This window comes from Oharaeibacter diazotrophicus (genome assembly GCF_004362745.1).
Lineage (GTDB): Bacteria > Pseudomonadota > Alphaproteobacteria > Rhizobiales > Pleomorphomonadaceae > Oharaeibacter > Oharaeibacter diazotrophicus.
The window spans coordinates 231,839-252,027 of record NZ_SNXY01000010.1 but is presented as its reverse complement, the minus strand read 5'-3'; the positions used below and the strand labels follow the sequence as shown (position 1 = coordinate 252,027).

General features: G+C 71.5%; 20 protein-coding genes. 19 read left to right on the top strand and 1 reads right to left on the bottom strand.

All coding sequences use genetic code 11. The features are described from left to right. The first annotated feature begins 138 nt into the window (after positions 1-138). The 17 genes from EDD54_RS18825 to EDD54_RS18745 all read left to right on the top strand — a co-directional run bounded on the left by EDD54_RS18825 (position 139) and on the right by EDD54_RS18745 (position 16,591). On the top strand, positions 139-1,317 hold the full coding sequence (locus EDD54_RS18825; protein WP_126539204.1) for a Gfo/Idh/MocA family protein: 1,179 nt from the start codon (positions 139-141) through the stop codon (positions 1,315-1,317). Positions 1,318-1,706: 389 nt separating this feature from the next. Then, a complete protein-coding gene (locus tag EDD54_RS18820; protein ID WP_126539206.1) occupies positions 1,707-3,032 on the top strand; it encodes an ABC transporter substrate-binding protein in 1,326 nt (441 codons plus the stop codon). A gap of 390 nt (positions 3,033-3,422) precedes the next feature. Continuing rightward, positions 3,423-4,382, top strand: a complete 960-nt coding sequence (locus tag EDD54_RS18815) for a carbohydrate ABC transporter permease (RefSeq protein ID WP_126539208.1) — start codon at positions 3,423-3,425, stop codon at positions 4,380-4,382. Further along, positions 4,379-5,332 (top strand): carbohydrate ABC transporter permease, encoded by a 954-nt coding sequence (locus EDD54_RS18810; protein WP_126539210.1) that lies wholly within the window; start codon positions 4,379-4,381, stop codon positions 5,330-5,332. The genes EDD54_RS18815 and EDD54_RS18810 overlap by 4 nt, the downstream gene beginning before the upstream one ends. After that, positions 5,329-5,547, top strand: coding sequence for a hypothetical protein (locus tag EDD54_RS18805; RefSeq protein WP_165644511.1), 219 nt, complete (start codon positions 5,329-5,331; stop codon positions 5,545-5,547). The genes EDD54_RS18810 and EDD54_RS18805 overlap by 4 nt, the downstream gene beginning before the upstream one ends. A gap of 4 nt (positions 5,548-5,551) precedes the next feature. Then, positions 5,552-6,631: an ABC transporter ATP-binding protein gene (locus EDD54_RS18800; protein ID WP_126539212.1), complete on the top strand. Its 1,080-nt coding sequence runs from the start codon at positions 5,552-5,554 to the stop codon at positions 6,629-6,631. Beyond that, positions 6,631-7,674, top strand: coding sequence for an ABC transporter ATP-binding protein (locus tag EDD54_RS18795; protein WP_126539214.1), 1,044 nt, complete (start codon positions 6,631-6,633; stop codon positions 7,672-7,674). Before EDD54_RS18800 ends, EDD54_RS18795 begins: the two co-directional genes overlap by 1 nt. Further along, on the top strand, positions 7,671-8,267 hold the full coding sequence (gene dhaL, locus EDD54_RS18790; protein WP_126539216.1) for a dihydroxyacetone kinase subunit DhaL: 597 nt from the start codon (positions 7,671-7,673) through the stop codon (positions 8,265-8,267). The genes EDD54_RS18795 and dhaL overlap by 4 nt, the downstream gene beginning before the upstream one ends. After that, positions 8,264-8,656, top strand: a complete 393-nt coding sequence (gene dhaM, locus EDD54_RS18785) for a dihydroxyacetone kinase phosphoryl donor subunit DhaM (RefSeq protein WP_126539218.1) — start codon at positions 8,264-8,266, stop codon at positions 8,654-8,656. The genes dhaL and dhaM overlap by 4 nt, the downstream gene beginning before the upstream one ends. A gap of 32 nt (positions 8,657-8,688) precedes the next feature. After that, positions 8,689-8,985: an HPr family phosphocarrier protein gene (locus EDD54_RS18780; protein WP_126539220.1), complete on the top strand. Its 297-nt coding sequence runs from the start codon at positions 8,689-8,691 to the stop codon at positions 8,983-8,985. 4 nt (positions 8,986-8,989) lie between these two features. Continuing rightward, the gene (gene ptsP / locus EDD54_RS18775) at positions 8,990-10,615 is read left to right on the top strand and encodes a phosphoenolpyruvate--protein phosphotransferase (RefSeq protein ID WP_126539222.1); all 1,626 of its coding nucleotides are present in this window, start codon (positions 8,990-8,992) and stop codon (positions 10,613-10,615) included. Beyond that, entirely contained in the window at positions 10,612-11,028 is a 417-nt protein-coding gene (locus tag EDD54_RS18770) for a hypothetical protein (RefSeq protein WP_126539224.1), read from the top strand. Before ptsP ends, EDD54_RS18770 begins: the two co-directional genes overlap by 4 nt. A 43-nt stretch (positions 11,029-11,071) precedes the next feature. After that, on the top strand, positions 11,072-12,061 hold the full coding sequence (dhaK, locus tag EDD54_RS18765; RefSeq protein ID WP_126539226.1) for a dihydroxyacetone kinase subunit DhaK: 990 nt from the start codon (positions 11,072-11,074) through the stop codon (positions 12,059-12,061). 566 nt (positions 12,062-12,627) lie between these two features. Continuing rightward, positions 12,628-13,725 (top strand): ABC transporter substrate-binding protein, encoded by a 1,098-nt coding sequence (locus EDD54_RS18760; RefSeq protein ID WP_126539228.1) that lies wholly within the window; start codon positions 12,628-12,630, stop codon positions 13,723-13,725. A 159-nt stretch (positions 13,726-13,884) separates the two neighbouring features. Further along, positions 13,885-14,715, top strand: a complete 831-nt coding sequence (locus EDD54_RS18755) for an ABC transporter permease (RefSeq protein ID WP_126541823.1) — start codon at positions 13,885-13,887, stop codon at positions 14,713-14,715. Beyond that, complete coding sequence (locus tag EDD54_RS18750; RefSeq protein ID WP_126541824.1) at positions 14,712-15,497, top strand: ABC transporter permease; 786 nt, start codon at positions 14,712-14,714, stop codon at positions 15,495-15,497. The genes EDD54_RS18755 and EDD54_RS18750 overlap by 4 nt, the downstream gene beginning before the upstream one ends. Positions 15,498-15,529: 32 nt before the next feature. Next, positions 15,530-16,591 carry an ABC transporter ATP-binding protein gene (locus EDD54_RS18745; protein ID WP_126539230.1) on the top strand — a complete coding sequence of 354 codons (1,062 nt, stop codon included), beginning with the start codon at positions 15,530-15,532 and terminating at the stop codon, positions 16,589-16,591. 52 nt (positions 16,592-16,643) lie between these two features. On the opposite strand, the gene EDD54_RS18740 is transcribed toward EDD54_RS18745, so the two are convergent. Further along, a complete protein-coding gene (locus tag EDD54_RS18740) occupies positions 16,644-17,282 on the bottom strand; it encodes an EF-hand domain-containing protein (protein ID WP_126539232.1) in 639 nt (212 codons plus the stop codon). 258 nt (positions 17,283-17,540) lie between these two features. On the opposite strand from EDD54_RS18740, the gene EDD54_RS18735 reads away from it, so the two are divergent. Together EDD54_RS18735 and EDD54_RS18730 are read left to right on the top strand one after the other, a co-directional pair. Continuing rightward, positions 17,541-18,269, top strand: a complete 729-nt coding sequence (locus EDD54_RS18735; RefSeq protein ID WP_126539234.1) for a response regulator — start codon at positions 17,541-17,543, stop codon at positions 18,267-18,269. Further along, positions 18,266-19,705 carry an ATP-binding protein gene (locus EDD54_RS18730; RefSeq protein ID WP_208112232.1) on the top strand — a complete coding sequence of 480 codons (1,440 nt, stop codon included), beginning with the start codon at positions 18,266-18,268 and terminating at the stop codon, positions 19,703-19,705. Before EDD54_RS18735 ends, EDD54_RS18730 begins: the two co-directional genes overlap by 4 nt. The last annotated feature ends 484 nt before the right edge of the window (positions 19,706-20,189 follow it).

Genomic DNA, 20,189 nt, shown 5'->3' with positions numbered 1-20,189 from the left:
TGTGCGGCGTCGCGTTCCACGCCCGGCGACCCTCCCCGGCGCTGACGCGCCGACCCTCCCACGAGGGGAGGGTCAGTGGAGCGATGGCATCGGCGCCACGGCAAATTCCGAACCGCGTTTCTTCCGAGGACCCACGTCATGACCATCGAAGCCAGTCCCTCCGCCTCCTCCGCCGGTCCCGTCCGCCTCGGCATGGTCGGCGGCGGCCAGGGTGCCTTCATCGGCGCCGTGCACCGGATCGCCGCCCGCCTCGACGGCGAGTTCCAGTTGGTCGCCGGCGCGCTGTCGTCCGATCCGGAGCGGGCGCGGCTGTCGGCGCTCGAACTCGGCATCGCGCCCGAGCGCGCCTACACCTCCTACGAGGGCATGGCGCGGGCCGAATCGACCCGGCGCGACGGCATCGAGGCCGTGGCGATCGTCACGCCGAACCACGTGCACTTCCCCGTCGCCAAGGCGTTCCTGGAGTGCGGCGTCCACGTGATCTGCGACAAGCCGCTGACCTCGACGCTGGAGGACGCCTACGCGCTGGCGGATCTGGCGAAATCCTCCGGCCGGCTGTTCGTGCTGACGCACAACTACACCGGCTATCCGATGATCCGGCAGGCCCGCGAGATGATCGCGGCCGGCGCGATCGGCACCATCCGCGTCGTCCAGGCCGAATACGCCCAGGCGTGGCTGACCACCAAGGTCGAGGACACCGGCTCCAAGCAGGCGGGCTGGCGCACCGATCCGGCGAAGTCGGGCGCGGGCGGCGCGATCGGCGACATCGGCACCCACGCCTTCAACCTCGCCAGCTTCGTCACCGGGCTCGACCTCGATCAGGTCGCGGCCGACCTCACCGCCTTCGTGCCCGGGCGCCGGCTCGACGACAACGTCCACGTCCTGATGCGCTTCGCCGGCGGGGCGAAGGGCATGCTGTGGGCGAGCCAGGTGGCGCCGGGCAACGAGAACGGCCTGCGCCTGCGCGTCTACGGCGACCGCGGCGGCCTCGAATGGGCGCAGGAGGACCCGAACTACCTCTGGTTCACCCCGCACGGCGAGCCGAAGCGCCTGATCACCCGCGGCGGCGACGGCGCCGGCGCGGCGGCGAACCGGGTGACCCGCGTGCCCTTCGGCCATCCCGAGGGCTATCTCGAGGGCTTCGCCACCATCTACGCCGAGGCGGCGCGGGCGATCCGCGCCGCCCGCACCGGCGCCCCGGTCGACCCGGCGGTGGTCTACCCGACCGTCGAGGACGGCGTGAAGGGCATGGAGTTCATCGACGCCGCCGTGCGCTCCTCGGCCGCCGACGGCGCCTGGACCAAGGTCGGGCGCTGACACCGGGCCCGCGACGTCCCGGCCTCGGGATTCGCGGGATCGGATCGCCCCTCGCGCCGCCCGCACGCGGACGGCGCCACGGCGGGGACCTCCGGCGCCGTGGGTGCCGGGGCCGACGCGCGTCGCTAAACATGCCACGGCGATTTTTCCTGCCGCACCGCAGCGACGATTGCGTCTTGTTGAGTGAGAGCAACCGTGGTTCACTAAACTAAACCGGTTGAATTCAGCGACCGGCGGCGAGCACCGGACCAACCGGGCCGCCTCGAGGGGAAACGACGACCATCTCGTGCCGGGGCCGCGCCCCGGACCGCGGAGCACCGCCGGCGACGTCCGTGCGGGGCCCGAACGGACGGCGTTTGCCGCCCGTCCAGAACCCATGGGAGGAGTGGATGAAGGCATCGATGTTGGCAGTCGCGGCGTTGGCGGGTGGCCTTGCGGCCTTCGCGCACGTCGGCGAGGCGAAGGCGGCCGGCGAGCTGACGCTCTGCTGGGCGGCCTGGGACCCGGCGAACGCCCTGGTCGAGCTCTCGAAGGACTTCGAGAAGCAGACCGGCACCACCATGAAGTTCGAGTTCGTGCCCTGGCCGAACTTCGCCGACCGCATGCTCAACGAGCTGAACTCGGGCGGCAAGCTGTGCGATCTCCTGATCGGCGACAGCCAGTGGCTCGGCGGCTCGGCGGAGAACGGCTACTACGTCAAGCTGAACGAGTTCTTCGACAAGGAAGGCATCAAGATGTCGGACTTCGCTCCGGCGACGGTCTATGCCTATTCCACCTGGCCGAAGGGCACCGAGAACTACTGGGCGCTGCCGGCGATGGGCGACGCCAATGCCTGGGTCTACCGCAAGGACTGGTTCGCCCGACCCGAGATCCAGGCCGAGTTCAAGGCCAAGACCGGCCGCGACCTCGCCCCGCCGAAGACCTGGGACGAACTCAAGGAGGTCGCCGAGTTCTTCCAGGGCCGCGAGATCGACGGCAAGAAGGTCTATGGTGCGGCGATCTTCACCGAGCGCGCCTCCGAGGGCATCACCATGGGCGCGACCTCGGCGCTCTATTCCTATGGCTTCAAATACGAGAACACCCCCGGCAAGTACGACATGCAGGGCGCCGTGAACTCGCCGGACGCCGTCAAGGGCCTCGAGATGTACAAGGCCCTCTACAAGTGCTGCACGCCGCCGGGCTACACCGACAGCTACATGGGCGAGGGTCTCGACGCCTTCAAGTCGGGCCAGGTCGCCATGATGATGAACTGGTTCGCCTTCTGGCCGGGCATGTACAAGGACGAGAACGTCGGCGGCGAACACATCGGCTTCTTCGTCAACCCGTCCGAGAAGGTCGCGGCCTCGACGCTCGGCGGCCAGGGCATCTCGGTGGTCGCCAACACCGACAACATGGACGGCGCGCTCGCCTACATCAAATGGTTCGCGCAGCCGGACGTGCAGAAGAAGTGGTGGCAGCTCGGCGGCTATTCCTGCCACCTCGCCGTGCTCAACGACCCCTCCTTCAAGGACAGTCAGCCCTTCGCGGCCGACTTCCTGACCGCGATGGGCCAGGTCCAGGACTTCTGGCAGGAGCCGTCCTACGCCTCGCTGCTGCAGGCGATGCAGAAGCGCATGCACGACTACGTCGTCGCCGACCAGGGCACCGCCCAGGAGGCGCTCGACAAGCTGATCGACGACTGGACCGAGGTGTTCCAGGACGACGGCAAGCTGTGACGCCGAGGGGAGAGGGGCGCCGGGCGTCGTGCCGGTTGCCCCCTCTCCCTGCCCCTCCCCCTCCAGGGGGGGGGAACGCAGGCTGCGCCGGGCGGCAAGGAACCCCGTCTCCCGACGTCCGGCAGGCCTCCCGCAGGCTCCGGTCGCAACGCGGTCGTCTCGAACGGACGGGCCACACCGCGCCAACCGGCGCACGGAACATGCAGCGCCACCGGCCGGGGCAGCACGATCCCCGATCACCGTGCGCCCCGCGCGGGGACGATGCAGTCCGCCCCACCCCGCGTCCCCTCCCCCGTGGAGGGGGAGGGACAGGGAGAGGGGGGAGCCACGCGCCCCACCCTCCCCGCACCGACAACGCCAGCACCGCCCTCACCCGCACCGGATCCCCCGATGTCCGACACCCCCGTCTCCCGCCTCGCGACCCGCGCCGCCGCCGCGACGCCGCAGCCGATCGCGCGGAAGGTCCGCGGGCTGTCCGACCGGGCGATCGCGTGGCTGTTCATCGCGCCGACGATCGTGCTGCTGCTCGCGATCAACATCTTCCCGCTGATCTGGACGATCCGGCTGTCCTTCACGAACTACCGCGCCAACCGCCCCAACGCGGCGGTCGAGAATGTCGGCATCGAGAACTACGCCCGCATCCTCGGCGACGAGGACGTCTGGATCGCCATGCAGGCGACGGCGCAGTTCGTGTTCTGGACGATCCTGCTGCAGACCGTGATCGGTTTCGCGCTGGCCTGGCTGGTCGACCGCAAGTTCCGCGGCCACGCCTTCTGGACGACCATCATTCTGATCCCGATGATGCTGTCGCCGGCGGTGGTCGGAAACTTCTGGCGCTTCCTCTATCAGCCGCAGATAGGCCTGTTCAACTACATCGTCTCCTTCTTCACCGGTGCCGACCCGTCGTCCTTCGAGATGCTCGGCTCGGTCGAGCTCGCGCCCTGGGCGATCGTGATCGTCGACACCTGGATGTGGGCGCCCTACGTGATGCTGATCTGCCTCGCCGGGCTGCGCTCGATCCCCGACTACATCTACGAGGCGGCCGAGGTCGACCGCGCCTCGCCCTGGCGGCAGTTCTGGACCATCACCGTGCCGATGGCCGCGCCCTTCATCATGCTGGCGGTGCTGTTCCGCGGCATCGAGAACTTCAAGATGTTCGACATGGTGAACCTTTTGACCGGCGGCGGTCCGGGGTCCACCACCGAGGTCGCCTCGATCACGCTGAAGCGCGAGGCGTTCGAGAAGTGGCGCACCGGCTTCTCCTCGGCCTTCGCCATCATCCTGTTCGTCGCGGTGTTCGGCCTCGCCAACATCTACGTCAAGGCTCTCAACCGGGTGAAATCGCGATGAGCGGCAACACGTCGGCCCATTCGGTGGTCGAGCCCGGCCGGGCGGTGAAGTGGATCGCGGGGATCGCGGTGGTCGGCTACGCGCTGGTCTCGATGATCCCGCTGTTCTGGATCTTCGTCACCGGCCTCAAGACCCCGCCGGACTCGATCTCCTATCCGCCGAAGATCGTGTTCCAGCCCTCGCTCGAGGGCTACTGCAACCTCTTCACCACCCGGACGCGGCAGACGCCCGAGTACATCGCCTCGCTGCCGCCGGCGACCGAGGTCTGCGACGAGATCACCCGCGGCCGCAACATGGTGATCGCCGGGCCGTCCAACTACGTGCCGCGCTTCGTCAATTCCGTCGTTGTCGCCTTCGGCTCGACCTTCCTGGCGGTGGCGCTCGGCACCCTGTCGGCCTACGGCTTCTCGCGCTTCAAGGTGCCGCTCGCCGACGACCTCTTGTTCTTCATCCTGTCGACCCGGATGATGCCGCCGATCGCGGTCGCGATCCCGATCTACCTGATGTACCGCGAGCTCGGCCTGTCCGACACCGCGGTCGGGATGATCCTGCTCTACACCGCGGTCAACGTCTCGCTGGCGGTGTGGCTCCTCAAGGGCTTCATCGACGAGATCCCGCGCGAGTACGAGGAGGCCGCCATGATCGACGGCTACACCCGGCTGCAGGCGTTCTGGAAGGTGGTGTTGCCGCAGGCGGCGACCGGCATCGCGGCGACGGCGATCTTCTGCCTGATCTTCGCCTGGAACGAATACGCCTTCGCGGTGCTGCTGACCTCCGGCTCGGCGCAGACCGCCCCGCCCTTCATCCCGACCATCATCGGCGAGGGCGGCATGGACTGGCCCGCGGTCGGGGCCGGCACCACCATCTTCCTGGTGCCGATCCTGGTGTTCACCATCCTCCTGCGGAAGCACCTCCTCCGCGGCATCACCTTCGGAGCCGTGCGCAAATGACCGGACCGCTGCCGACCGACGACCGCGCCCCGGCCCCGCCGCCGGCGCGGCGGACCAGCCCGAGGCAGATCGCCGAGGGCCTCGCCACCTTCCTGATCGCCGCCGGCTTCCTGATGCTGTTCCAGCCCTTCTCGCTGACGCTCTACGGCTGGTCCTTCGTCACCATGCTGGCGGGCACGGCGCTGTTCGTCGTCGGCTCCAAGTTCCCCGGGTGAGGCGATGGCCGAGATCCGTGTCGAGAAGCTCCACAAGGCGTTCGGCGCCTTCACCGCGGTGAAGGAGTCGAGCTTCACCGTCGCCGACGGCGAGTTCTTCGTCATGCTCGGGCCGTCCGGCTGCGGCAAGACGACGACGCTGCGCATGATCGCCGGCCTCGAACTGCCGACGTCGGGCACCATCACGCTCGGCGGCGAGGACGTCACCTTCGCCCGCGCCTCGCGGCGCGACATCGCCTTCGTGTTCCAGCTGTTCGCGCTCTACCCGCACATGAACGTGCGCGCCAACATCTCCTATCCCCTGCGCAACCAGGGGGTCGCCAAGGCGGAGATCGCCGCGCGCGTCGAGGAAACCGCGCGCATCCTCCGCATCTCCCACCTCCTCGACCGCTCGGTCTCGGGCCTCTCCTCCGGCGACCGCCAGCGCGTCGCCCTCGGCCGGGCGATCGTCCGCAAGCCCCTCGCCTTCATGATGGACGAGCCGCTCGGCGCGCTCGACACCGAGATGCGCGAGGTGATGATCGGTGAACTGCGCGCCCTCCACGACCGGCTCGGCGCCACCACCATCTACGTCACCCACGACCAGCACGAGGCGATGGCTATGGCCGACAAGATCGCGGTGATGAACCGCGGCGCGATCGAGCAGTTCGCCACCCCGCAGGAGATCTACGACCGGCCGGCCAGCCTGTTCGTCGCCGACTTCATCGGCCAGCCGTCGATGAACCTGATCCGCTTCCACGGCGCCGCCCGGCGCGGCGACACCGCGGTCGCGATCGGCGAGCACCCGGTCGGCGTCGGCCGGATCGGTGCCGACCTCACCGAGCGGGCGCTGGTGCTCGGCGTCCGGCCCGAGCACATCCGCCTCGTCGACGGCGGGGTGATGCCGGGGCGCGCGCTCGGGGCGGAATATCTCGGCACCCAGCAGATCGTCACGCTGGAGACGCCCTACGGCGCGGTCCGCGCCCGGGTGCCGGCCGACCGCCGCGTCGACCGCGGCGAACTCGTCGGCCTCGACTTCCTGCCCGAGAGGGTGTCCCTGTTCGACGGCGCCAGCGGCGCCGCGATCCCGACCGGAGGCGCGTGATGGCCGAAGTGGCGCTCCACGGCGTGACCCGCGCCTTCGGCGACACCGTCGCCGTCGACGACCTCTCGCTCACCGTCGGCGACGGCGAGTTCGTCGTCCTGCTCGGCCCGACCGGCGCAGGCAAGACCACGACGCTGCGCTGCGTCGCCGGCATCGAACCGCTCGACCGCGGGTCCGTCTCGATCGGCGGGCGCGACGTGACGAAGGCGAGCCCGGCCGAGCGCGACGTCACCTTCGTGTTCCAGCAGTATTCGCTCTATCCCCACCTCACCGTCTACGACAACCTCGCCTTCCCGCTGCGCTCGCCGGCGCGGCGGCGGCCCGAGGCCGAGATCGCCGAGCGGGTCAGGGCGGTGGCGACGATGCTCCGGATCGACGCCAAGCTCGGCAACAAGGCGACGCGGCTCTCCGGCGGCGAGATGCAGCGCGTGGCGATCGGCCGGGCGCTGGTGCGCACGCCGTCGGTCTACCTGATGGACGAACCGCTGTCCTCGCTCGACGCCAAGCTGCGCGCCGACCTCCGGCTCGAACTGAAGCGGATCCAGCAGGATCTCGGGGCGACGCTGATCTACGTCACCCACGACCAGATCGAGGCGATGACCATGGCGACGCGGATCGGCGTGATGGACCGCGGCCGTCTCGTCCAGTTCGGCACCCCGCGCGAGATCTACGAGGACCCCGCCGACGTCTACGTCGCGACGCGGCTCGGCACCCCGCGCATCAACCTCCTGCCGATGGGCGCGCTGCCCGTCGGCGGCGCGCCGGCGGCCGCCGCCTGGATGGGGCTGCGCACCGAGCACGTCGAGATCCGCCCGGCCGGTGCCGCCGCCGCGGCCGGCGCCGACGCCACCGTCGAGCGCGTCGAAAGGCTCGGGGATCAGACCCATCTCCATCTTGCGCTCGGGGCGGAGAAGATGGTCACCCTCACCGACGCGCACGCGCCGCTCGCCCGCGGCGACCGCGTCACCGTCGCGGCGCGCGCGCCGCTGTTCTTCGATCGCGACGGCCGCCGCATCGGCGCCGTCCGGGGAGCCCGTGCATGACCGCGGACCTGCGCACCCTCGTCGACACCGTGGCGCGCCGCGTCGTCGACCACGCCGACGAGCTGACCCGGCTCGATCAGGCGATCGGCGACGGCGACCACGGCGTCAACATGCGCCGCGGCCTCGAGGCCGTGCTCGCCGACCTCGACGCCATCGCCGCCAAGCCGGCGGGCGACGCCCTGAAGCAGGTCGGCACCACGCTGGTGATGAAGGTCGGCGGCGCGTCGGGGCCGCTCTACGGCACGCTGTTCTCCGAGTTCGGCAAGACGCTCGGGCCCGAGATCGACGCGACCACCGTCGCGGCCGCCCTCGCCGCGGCGATCGAGAAGGTCAAGGCGCGCGGCAAGTCCGAGACCGGGCAGAAGACCATGCTCGACGTGCTGGTGCCGGTGCAGGCCGTCGTCGCCGCCGGCGACCTCGCCCGCATCCGTGCCGTCGCCGCCGAGAGCGCCGCGGCCACGGTGCCGATGAAGGCGATCCGCGGCCGGGCCTCGTTCCTCGGCGAGCGCTCGATCGGCCATATGGACCCGGGCGCGCGCTCGAGCCAGTTGATCGTCGAGGCGGTCTGCGACGTGTTGGAGGGACGGGCATGACGGACTGCGTCGGGATCGTGATCGTGTCCCATTCGCCGCTGGTGGCCGAGGGCGCCGCCGACATGGTGCGGCAGATGGTCGGCGACGAGGTCCGCCTCGCCTGGTGCGGCGGCGACCCGGACGGCGGCCTCGGCACCAGCGTCGGCGCCATCCTGGAGGCGATCGATCGGGCCTGGACCGAGAAGGGCGTCGCCATCCTGGTCGACCTCGGCGGCGCCGAGACCAATTCCGAGATGGCGATCGAGATGCTGCCCGAGGACCGCCAGGGCCGCGTCGTCGTCTGCAACGCCCCGATCGTCGAGGGCGCCGTGATGGCGGCCACCGAGGCCTCCGGCGGCGCCACGCTCGACCAGGTCCGCCGCACCGCCGAAGAGCTGTCGCCGCATTGACCGCCCCGCCCGTTCCCGCCGGAGAGACCGCCATGTCCGAGGCATCCGAGACCGTCACGGCCGCCGTCACCATGACCCACGCCGTCGGCCTGCACGCCCGCCCGTCGGTCAAGCTCACCAAGCTCGCCAAGACCTTCGCCGCCCGGATCGAGCTCTCGACCGGCGCCGAGGCCCCTTGGATCGACGCCAAGAGCATCGTCAAGGTAATGGCCGCCAAGGCGCCGAAGGACACCGTGCTGACTTTCCGCGCCGCCGGCCCCGACGCCGACGCCGCCGTCGCCGCCCTGGTCGCCCTGGTCGAGCGCGACTTCGACGAGCACGAGGGCTGACCCGATGACCGCCGCGCCCGCCCGCTCCGTCCACCGCGGCCGCCCGGCCTCCCCGGGCCTCGCCCGCGGGCCGGTGGTCGCGCTCGCCGAGCGGACGGCGACGGCGCGCGCGCTCGGCACGCCGGCGGAGGAACGCGGGCGGCTCGCCGACGCCGTCGCCGCCGCCGGCGCCGAGATCGCCGGCCTTTCGGCGGCGCAGGACGATCCGGAGGCCGCCGCGATCCTCGAGTTCCAGGCCGCCCTCGCCGCCGACGACGCCCTGGTCGAGGGCGCCTTCGCCGCCATCGAGGGCGGCGCTTCCGCCGAGGAGGCCTGGGGCGACGCCATGGCCGACATGGCCGGCGACTACCGCGGCGCCGACGACGAGTATTTCCGCGCCCGCGCCGCCGACGTCGAGGACCTCGCCGCCCGCGTCGCCGACCGGCTCGCCGGCCGCGACACCGGACCGGTCGCCCTGCCGCCCGGCGGCATCCTGGTGGCGCGCGACCTGACGCCCTCGCTGTTCCTCGCCTCCGACTGGTCGGCGGGCCGCGCCGTCGCGCTGACCGAGGGCAGCCCGACCGCCCACGTCGCCATCCTCGCCCGCGCCCGCGGCGTGCCGATGGCGGTCGGCTTCGGCGCCGTCGATGCCACCGGCCACGGCGAGGCGATCCTCGACGCCCACACCGGCCGCCTCGTGCTGTCGCCGGACGCCGACGACCTCTCCCGCTTCGCCTTCGCCGCCGAGGCCGACGCCGCCGAGCGCGCCGTCGAGGCCGAACTCGCCGGCCGGCCGGCCGCCACCGCCGACGGCGTCGCCGTCAAGGTCATGGTCAACGCCGGCGATCCCGCCGAGCTCGACGCGGTCGACCCGGCCGCGTGCGACGGCATCGGCCTCGTGCGCAGCGAGTTCCTGTTCCACGGCCGCCGCGGCCTGCCCGGCGAGGACGAGCAGTTCGCAGCCTACCGGCGTCTGCTCGCCTGGGCGGCCGGCCGGCCGGTCGTCGTACGCACGCTCGACGCCGGCGGCGACAAGCCGGTCGAGGGCCTGACGCGCGACGAGGCCAACCCCTTCCTCGGCCTGCGCGGCGTCCGGCTGTCGCTGGCCCGGCCCGAGGTGTTCCGCGTCCAGGTCCGCGCGCTGCTGCGCGCCGCCGTCCACGGCGACCTCCTGGTGATGGCGCCGATGGTGGCGCTGCCGGCCGAGATGGCGGCGGTGCGCCGGATCTTCGACGAAGAGGCCGCCGCCCTCGCCGCCGCCGGCACCGCCCACCGGACGCCCCCGCTCGGCATGATGGTCGAGGTGCCGGCCGCGGCACTGACGCTCGACCTCTTCGAGGTCGACTTCGTCTCGATCGGCTCCAACGACCTCGTGCAATACGTCATGGCCGCCGCCCGCGACGCTTCCGGCCTCGACGGCCTCGACGACGCCGGCGCGCCGGCGGTGCAGCGGCTGATCCGGACCGTCGTCGAGACGGCGGCGGCGCGCGGGGTGCCGGTGTCGCTGTGCGGCGACGCCGGCGCCGACGCCGCGGTGCTGCCGAAGTTGGTCGCCGCGGGCCTGCGCTCGGTGTCGGTGGCGCCGGCCGCGCTCGGCCGTGTCAAGCGCACGCTGGCGCGGACCCGCTCCGACGGGGTGCCGGCGTCATGAGCCTCTCGGGCGAGGGCGACGATCCGGTCGCCGCCTACAAGCGGGTGCTGCGCGAGGTGCTGGAGCGCCGCCCGTCGGGCATGCGCCAGCGCCTCGCCGAGGCGCTCGGCACCACCCGCAGCTTCGTCAGCCAGATCACCAATCCGAGCTACGCCACGCCGATCCCGGCGCCGACGCTCGCCACCATCTTCGACGTCTGCCACTTCTCCGAGGGCGAGCGCAGCCGCTTCCTCGCCGCCTATCGCCGCGCCCACCCGCGCAAGGGCGGACTCGACGATCCGGCCCCGCCGACGCGCAGCCGCACGCTGGTGCTGCCCGACCTCGGCTCGGAGGCGCTCAACGCCGAGTTCGACGGCCTCGTCGACGATCTGGTGCAGCGGATGACGCGGCTGATGGCGTCGAGGGACGGATGAGGACCGCGGCCTTGGACGCCGCAATCCCGGGAGGACACCACCCATGAAGAAACTGATCAACGCGCCGGAGACCGTGCTCGCCGAGAGCCTGTCGGGCTTCGCCGCCGCCCACGCCGACCTCGTCGTGCTCGGCGAGGAGAACAAGTTCGTGCGCCGGCTGAACCCGACGCCCGGCAAGGTCGCGCTGATCTCCGGCGGCGGCTCCGGCCACGAGCCGCTGCACGCCGGCTTCGTCGGCCTCGGCATGCTCGACGCCGCCTGCCCCGGCCAGGTCTTCACCTCGCCGACGCCGGACCAGATGCTCGCCGCCGCCGCGGCGGTCGACCAGGGCGCCGGCACGCTCTACATCGTCAAGAACTACGAAGGCGACGTGATGAACTTCGAGATGGCGGCGGAGATGGCCGAGGGCGCCGTCGCCACCGTCGTCACCGACGACGACGTCGCCGTGGAGACCTCGACGTGGTCGACCGGGCGGCGCGGCGTCGCCGGCACGCTGGTGGTCGAGAAGGTGGTCGGCGCCGCCGCCGAGACCGGCGCGGACCTCGCGGCGCTGCAGGCGCTCGGGCGCGAGGTCAACGCGCGCACCCGCTCGATGGGCGTGGCGCTCACCTCCTGCACCGTGCCGGCGGCGGGCTCGCCGACGTTCCAACTCGGCGACGACGAGATGGAGATGGGCGTCGGCATCCACGGCGAGCCCGGCCGGCGGCGCGTGAAGCTGATGGCGGCCGACGCCATCGCCGACGAGATGGTGTCGGCGATCACGGCCGATTTCGGCGCCGACGCGGGCGGGCCGGCGCTGCTCCTCGTCAACGGCTTCGGCGGCACGCCGGCGATGGAACTCTACCTGATGTACCACGCCGCCCGCGCCCGGCTCGAGAAGGCCGGCTTCCGGATCGAGCGCTCGCTGGTCGGCAACTACGTGACGTCGCTCGAGATGGCCGGCTGCTCGCTGACGGTGACGCGCCTCACCGACGACATCGCCCGCGGCTGGGACGCGCCGGTGCACACCGCGGCGCTGCGCTGGGGGGTCTGACGCCGCCCGGCGACACGCCGGACGCGACGTCGGCGCGGTAGGAATCCGACATCGCGCCGGCACCCTGCTCGCAACGGCGGCGGACGCGCAAAAGACGACGACGGACGAAACTCCGGCGAAACCCTTACGTCGCGCGGCGGTGGGCGGACCGCCGCCCGAACCGCCGGCGCGGCGGCCGTCCCGGCCGCCGAGCGGCTGCACACCGCGGCATCGCGGGCTGCCGCAAAACTTTGCCGTCGTCGGATTGCGCTTCGTTTTCTGCGCCGTCATAGTTCCCGGGACCGGAGCTCCAAGCACCGGCCGGGGACGAGGGAGGAGGCGGTCGCGGGACCGCCGTCGTCCACGGGCGGTCGGGGCGCCGTTCCGATGGATCGGACGATCTGTAACGAACTGTCATGATTTCGGGATAACGGGAATATCCGAACCGGGTGTGGCGGTGGTGCGGCGGGGGCGCGAGGTGCGTTCCGATCGCACCGTCGTGCGGGCTCGGCCCGGCGAGCGGTGGCTACCGCGAGCCGACAGGACGGCTCCGCGAACCCGAACGGGCCAGGAACAGGGGGAATCCCATGCTGAAGAAGAGCCTCATGCTTTCGACCGCCGCCGCCGTGGCGTCGATGTCGCTGTCGACCGCCGCCTTCGCGCAGTCGGCCGAGCTGATCGCCGCCGCCAAGGCCGAGGGCGAGCTGACCACGATCGCCCTCCCGCACGACTGGTGCGGTTACGGCGCGCTGATCGAGGGCTTCAAGTCCAAGTACGGCCTGAAGGTCAACGAGCTGAACCCCGACGCCGGCTCGGGCGACGAGATCGAGGCCATCAAGGCCAACAAGGACAACAAGGGCCCGCAGGCTCCGGACGTGATCGACGTCGGCCTGTCCTTCGGCCCGTCGGCCAAGGCCGACGGCCTGATCCAGCCCTACAAGGTCGCGACCTGGGACTCGATCCCGGACAGCGCCAAGGACGCCGACGGCTACTGGTACGGCGACTACTACGGCGTGCTGGCCTTCGAGGTGAACGCCGACATCGTCAAGGACGCCCCGAAGGACTGGGCCGACCTGCTGAAGCCGGAGTTCGCCAACGCGGTCGCCCTCGCCGGTGACCCGCGCGCCTCCAACCAGGCCATCCAGGCGGTCTACGCCGCCGGCCTCGAGGGTGCCGCCGACGCCAAGGCCGCCGCCGAGGCGGGCCTGAAGTTCTTCGCCGAACTCAACAAGGCCGGCAACTTCGTGCCGGTGATCGGCAAGGCCGCCTCGCTCGCCCAGGGCGCCACCCCGGTCATCATCCGCTGGGACTACAACGCCCTCGCCGATCGCGACACCCTCGCCGGCAACCCGAACGTCGAGGTCGTCGTGCCGAAGACCGGCGTCGTCGCCGGCGTCTACGTCCAGGCGATCAGCGCCTACGCCCCGCATCCGAACGCCGCCAAGCTGTGGATGGAATACCTCTACTCGGACGAGGGTCAGCTCGGCTGGCTGAAGGGCTACTGCCACCCGATCCGCTTCAACGACCTCGCCAAGAACGGCAAGATCCCGCAGGAGCTGCTCGACAAGCTGCCGCCGGCCGAGGCCTACGCCAACGCCAAGTTCCCGACCCTCGAGGAGCAGGGCATCCTCAAGGAGACCATCACCAAGGGCTGGGACGCGGCCGTCGGCGCCGACGTCAAGTGACGCGCGGATCCTGATCCGCATCCACCGCCGCGGGCCCCACCGGCCCGCGGCGTCTCGTTCCGGCGCCGGGCGGTCCGGCGTCGGAATCATGGCCGCCGAGGGGGGACGACCGTGACGACCACCGCCGCCGCCGCAGCCCGCCGCAAGACGGCGGGTGCCATGATCGGCGTGACGCCGTTCTTCCTGTTCGCGATCCTGTTCCTCTTGCTGCCGACCGGCATCCTGATCGTCGGCGCCTTCCAGGATTCGCAGACCGGTGCGTTCACGCTCGCCAATTTCGGCGATCTCCTGCAGCCGTCGATCCTGTCGGCCTTCCGCATCTCGATCTACGTCAGCGCGACCTCGGCGCTCGGCGGCGCCCTGCTCGGCTTCGCGCTCGCCTATGCCGCCGTGCTCGGCAAGCTGCCCGGCTGGATCCGCCCGACGCTGACGACCTTCTCGGGCGTCGCCTCGCAGTTCGCCGGCGTACCGCTCGCCTTCGCCTTCATCTCGACGCTCGGCCGGCTCGGCCTCGTCACGCTGCTGCTGCGCGACCTGCTCGGCTTCAACCTCTACGCCACCGGCTTCAACCTCCTCACCTTCTGGGGGCTGACGCTGACCTATCTCTACTTCCAGATCCCGCTGATGGTGCTGGTGGTGACGCCCGCCCTCGACGGCCTCCGGAAGGAGTGGCGCGAGGCGGCCCAGATCCTCGGCGCCAGTCCGCTGCAATACTGGCGCTGGGTCGCCGGGCCGATCCTGTGGCCGAGCGTGATGGGCGCGACGCTGCTCCTGTTCGCCAACGCCTTCGGCGCGATCGCGACCGCCTACGCCCTCACCGGCTCCTCGCTCAACATCATCACGATCCTGCTCTACGCCCAGATCCGCGGCGACGTGCTGCACAACGCCAACCTCGGCTTCGCGATCGCCGTCGGCATGATCGCGATCACGGCGGCGTCGAACCTCCTCTACATCTGGCTCAGGGCGCGCAGCGAAAGGTGGCTGAAATGAAGGAGAGCCGCTTCGGTTCCTGGCTCGCCATCGTCCTCGGCGCGAGCTACTTCCTGATCCCGCTGATCGGCACCTTCGAGTTCTCGCTGCGCATGAAGCGCGGGGAGTACTCCTTCGAGGCCTATCGGGTCGTGTTCTCCGACCCGAACTTCCAGGCGTCCTTCCTGTTCTCGACCGTGATGGCCGTCGTCACGGTGGTGCTCGGCATCCTGCTCGTCGTGCCGACCGCCTACTGGGTGCAGCTGCGCCTGCCGAAGCTCCGGCCGCTGGTGGAGTTCGTCACGCTCTTGCCGCTGGTGATCCCGGCGATCGTGATCGTGTTCGGCTACCTCCGGCTCTACAATTCCTCGTCCTTCCTGCCGCTCACAAACTCGAGCTTCGGCACCAACGTGCTGCTCGCCTGCGGCTACGCCACGCTGGCGCTGCCCTACATGTACCGCTCGGTCGAGAGCGGCATGCGCTCGATCGACGTGCGCACGCTGACCGAGGCGGCCGAGAGCCTCGGGGCGGGCTGGCCGACCATCCTGTTCCGCATCATCCTGCCGAACATCCGCTCGGCTCTGCTGTCGGGCGCCTTCCTGACCTTCGCGATCGTCATCGGCGAGTTCACCTTCGCCAGCCTGCTGAATCGTCCGGCCTTCGGTCCCTATCTGCAGCTGGTCGGCGCCAACCGGGCCTACGAGCCGGCGGCGCTCGCGATCATCGCCTTCTTCGTCACCTGGGCCTGCATGGGCCTGATCCAGATCGTCGGCCGCGCCCGCGGCGACAGCGCGCGGCGCTGACGCGGGACGGGGACCGGAAAACCGAGGCGCCGATGAGCTTCATCGACATCCGCAATCTCAAGAAGTCGTTCGGACCGACGACCGTGGTGCACGACTTCTCGATGGCGATCGAGAAGGGGGAGTTCATCTCCTTCCTCGGCCCGTCGGGCTGCGGCAAGACCACGATCCTCAGGATGATCGCCGGTTTCGAGACGGCGTCGGGCGGCGAGATCCGCCTCGCCGGGGCCGACGTCACCCACCTGCCGCCGGCCAGGCGCAACGTCGGCATGGTGTTCCAGGCCTACGCGCTCTTCCCCAACATGACCGTGGCGGAGAACATCGCCTTCGGTCTCAAGGTGGCGCAGAAGCCGCAGGCCGAGATCAAGGCGCGGGTGGAGGAGATGCTGGCGCTGATCAAGCTGCCGCAGCTCGCCGACCGCTACCCCTACCAGATGTCCGGCGGCCAGCAGCAGCGCGTCGCGCTCGCCCGCGCGCTGGCGGTGCGCCCGCAGGTGCTGCTCCTCGACGAGCCCCTGTCCGCGCTCGACGCCAAGATCCGCGTCAGCCTGCGCGAGGACATCCGCAACCTCCAGCGCGAGCTCGGCATCACCACCGTCTTCGTCACCCACGACCAGGAGGAGGCGCTGTCGATCTCCGACCGCATCGTGGTGATGAACGAGGGCCGGGCCGACCAGATGGGCCGGCCGTTCGAGATCTACAATTATCCGCAGACCCGCTTCGTGGCGTCCTTCGTCGGCACGCTGAACCTCCTGAAGGCCACCGTCGTCGATCCGTCCGCCGGGCGGCTCGAGATCGAGGGCCAGGGCGTCATCGCCGAGCACGGCGCCGAGGCCCATGCCCGCGGCGCCACCTGCACCGTAGCGCTCCGCCCGGAGGCGGTGACGATCGGCGAGCCGGGCCCGGGCCGCAACGCCCTCTCCGGCCTCATCGAGGAGGTCGCGTTCCTCGGCGCCATCGTTCGCGTCCGCGTCCGGGTCGGCACGGCGGCGATCTCGCTCGACCTCTTCAACGACCCGACCTCGCCGCCGCCCGAACGCGGCACCGCCGTCACGATCGCCTTCGACCGCGACGACCTCCTGGTCCTCAAGGACTGATACCCCGGGGCGCGGAGCGCCCCGGGTTCTCTTCGGCGTATCGTTCGGACCGTCACTGCGCCGGCGGCGGAACCGGGACCTCGTCGCCGTCCGGGCCGTCGACGTCCGGACCGGCGCCCTGGGGCGCGTTCGGGCCGGGGCCGTTCGGGCCGTGCGGGCCGGGACCGTTCCAGTCGCCGTGCCGGCCGTGCCGACCCGGGCCGCGCTCCGGGCGGTCCTCCTTCGACAGCGCGCCGTCGCCGTTGCGATCCATCCGTTCGAACACGCCGTCGGTGACGGCCTGCAGTTCTGCCGACGTCACCTTGCCGTCGCCGTCGCGGTCGAGGAACTGGAAGGCGCGCACCATGCGCTCGTGGTGCAGCTTCCAGTACAGCGGCTCGAACTGCTGGATGGTCAGGCCGGCGTCGACGCCGGGGAAGCGCTGGGCGAGCCCGGCCTCGATCTCGGCCTTGGTCAGCTTGCCGTCCTTGTCGGTGTCGAGCGCCTTCAGCCCCTCGGGACCGCCGATCAGGCCGAGGGCCGGGCCGCCCATCGGGCCACCCATCGGGCCGGGGCCGCCCTCGCCGAACATCGCGTGCCGGCCGTGACCGTGGCGCCAGCCCCAGCCGTCGGCGGCGTAGGCGCCGACCGCGGCGAGCGAGCCGGTGGCGACGATGGCGGCGCCGACGATGGCGAGCGTGGTCTTCCTCATGGTGTCTCTCTCCTAGGGATGTCTCTGCGGCTCCCGCGAGCGTCGGACGCGGCGCGGTCACCGGGCGGCGGTCGGGGGGATCCGCCGCGGACGCACCCAACATGGGGGGTGGTTGTCGCAGGACTATCTCCGCCGGAGGGCCGATTTGTAGCCGCTGGCCGCGGATCGGCGGGCCGGTTACATCTCGATACCAAGTCGGCCGCCGTGCGCCGCGGCGGCGTCTATGCTGGGTTCCCCGAGGACACGATCTCACCCGTCATGACCGAACCCGCCCCCCACATCCTCGTCGTCGACGACCACCGCGACATCCGCGACCTGATCGGCCGCTACCTCGTCAAGAACGGCCTGCGCGTCACCCCGGCCGAGAGCGCGGCCGCCGCGCGCAAGGCGCTGAAGGCCGCCGCGATCGACCTCGTGGTGCTCGACGTCATGATGCCCGGCGAGGACGGCCTGTCCTTCTGCCGACACCTGCGCGAATCCTCCGAGATCCCGGTGATCCTCCTGACCGCCATGGCCGAGGACACCGACCGCATCGTCGGCCTCGAGGTCGGCGCGGACGACTACGTCACCAAGCCGTTCAACCCGCGCGAACTGCTGGCGCGCATCCGCGCCGTGCTCCGCCGCACCCAGGCCGTGCCGAAGCAGCGCGATCCGATCGAGGCGCGCCGGCTCGTCTTCGACCGCTTCGCGCTCGACGTCGGCCGCCGCGAACTCACCGGCGAGGACGGCGTCTCGATCCCGCTGTCGACGGCCGAGTACCAGTTGCTCCAGGCCTTCCTGAAGCGGCCGCACCTCGTGCTGACCCGCGACCAGCTGATGGACCTCACCTCCGGCCGCAGTCCGCAGGTGTTCGACCGCTCGATCGACAACCAGGTGAGCCGTCTGCGCAAGAAAATCGAGGCCGATCCGAAGAACCCGACCCTGATCAAGACCGTCTGGGGCGGCGGCTACGTCTTCACCGCCGACGTCGTCGAGGACGCCCCGTGAGCCTCCTCGCTCGCCTGAGGCCGCGCAGCCTCGCCGCCCAGCTGACGCTGCTGCTGCTCGCCGCCCTCGTCGGGGCGCAGGCGGTGTCGACGGTGGTGTTCCTGCAGAACCGGCGCTCGGCGATCGAGGTCGCCGTGCGCGAGCAGATCCTCGGCCGCACCGCCGCGCTGGTGCGTCTGCTCGAGGACACCCCGCCCTCCCTGCACGAGCGCATCCTCGAGACCGCCGGCTCGCCGCGGCTCGCCTACGCCATCGCCGCCGCGCCGGCGGTGACGACCTCCGCGCCGCCCGAGGACGAGCCCGAACTCGCCGCCCTGCTCGCCGACGCCTTCGGCGGCCGCGAGGTCCGCGTCGCCGTCGGCGAGCGCGACTGGCGCCCGCGCCGCTTCCGCGACCACGATCGCGCCGGCGAGCACGCCGGCGACCACGCCGGCGAGCACGCCGGGGCCCGCACCGGCGCGGACGGCGACGACCGGCCGGCCCCTCCGCCGCCCCCGCCGCTCCGGGTCGCCACCGCCTCGCTGTCGGTCGCGCTCGGGCCGGCGCGCTGGCTGAACGTCGAGGGCCAGCTGCCGAGCCCGATCTTCTGGGCGTGGCCGTCGACGGTCTCGACCGCCATCACCGCCGTCGCCGTGCTGATCGCCGCCGGCTTCGCGGTGCGCCGGATCACCCGGCCGCTGCGCCGGCTCGCCGACGCCGCCGACCGGCTCGGCCGCGGCGAGGACGTGCCGCCGCTGCCCGAGGAGGGGCCGGAGGAGGCGCGCCGCACCACCCACGCCTTCAACGCCATGCAGGCGCGGGTCCGCCGCTTCGTCGCCGACCGCACCCGGATGATCGCGGCGATGAGCCACGACCTGCGCACGCCGCTGACGTCGCTGCGCCTGCGCGCCGAGTTCGTCGACGACGACGAGACGCGCGAGAAGATGATCGCCACCATCGACGAGATGAGCCGGATGACCGAGGCGACCCTCGCCTTCGCCCGCGACGACGCCAAGGACGAGGCCGCCCGCCGCACCGACGTCGCCGCCCTCGTGCGCGCCATCGTCGACGACTTCGCCGACATGGGCGCCGACGTGGTCGCCGAAGGCCCGGACCGGCTCGACATGACCGTGCGGCCGTCGGCGCTGCGCCGGGCGCTGCGCAACCTCGTCGAGAACGCGCTGCGCTACGGCGTCCGCGCCCGGGTGACGCTGGCGCGCGAGACCCGCGAGACCGTGATCACCGTCGACGACGACGGCCCCGGCATCGCCGCCGACCGCATCGACGAGGTGTTCGAACCCTTCACCCGCCTCGAGACCTCCCGCAACGCCGAAACCGGCGGCGTCGGCCTCGGCCTCTCCACCGCCCGCTCCATCGTCCGCGCCCACGGCGGCGAGATCACGCTGACCAACCGCGAGGGGGGCGGGCTGACGGCGACGGTGCGGTTGCCGGTGTGAGATGGGGGCAGTAGGGCTTCGGCAGTCGGCAGTCGGCAGTCGGCAGTCGGCAGTCGGCAGTCGGCAGTCGGCAGTCGGCAGTGAAGGCATCCCCCGGAGCGCACCACCCTTTCCACCCCCGCCACATGTCCCCTCCCCCCTTGAGGGGGAGGGTTAGGGAGAGGGGTTCGCGCGGCTTCCGACGCCGCGCCGCCGGACGCGTCGCCCCCCTCTCTCCAACTCTCACCCACGAGGGGGGGAGAGGGCACGTCGGGCTTCCGTGCGAAAAGCCAGGCCAGGGGGCGGCTCGGCTCGGGGTACGGACGCACCATCGCTGCGCACCAATCTTTCCACCCCCGCCACATGTCCCCTCCCCCCTTGTGGGGGAGGGTTAGGGAGAGGGGTTCGCGCGGCTTCCGACGCCGCGCCGCCGGACGCGTCGCCCCCCTCTCTCCAACTCTCCCCCTCAAAGGGGGAGAGGGCACGGCGGGCTTCCGTGCGAAGA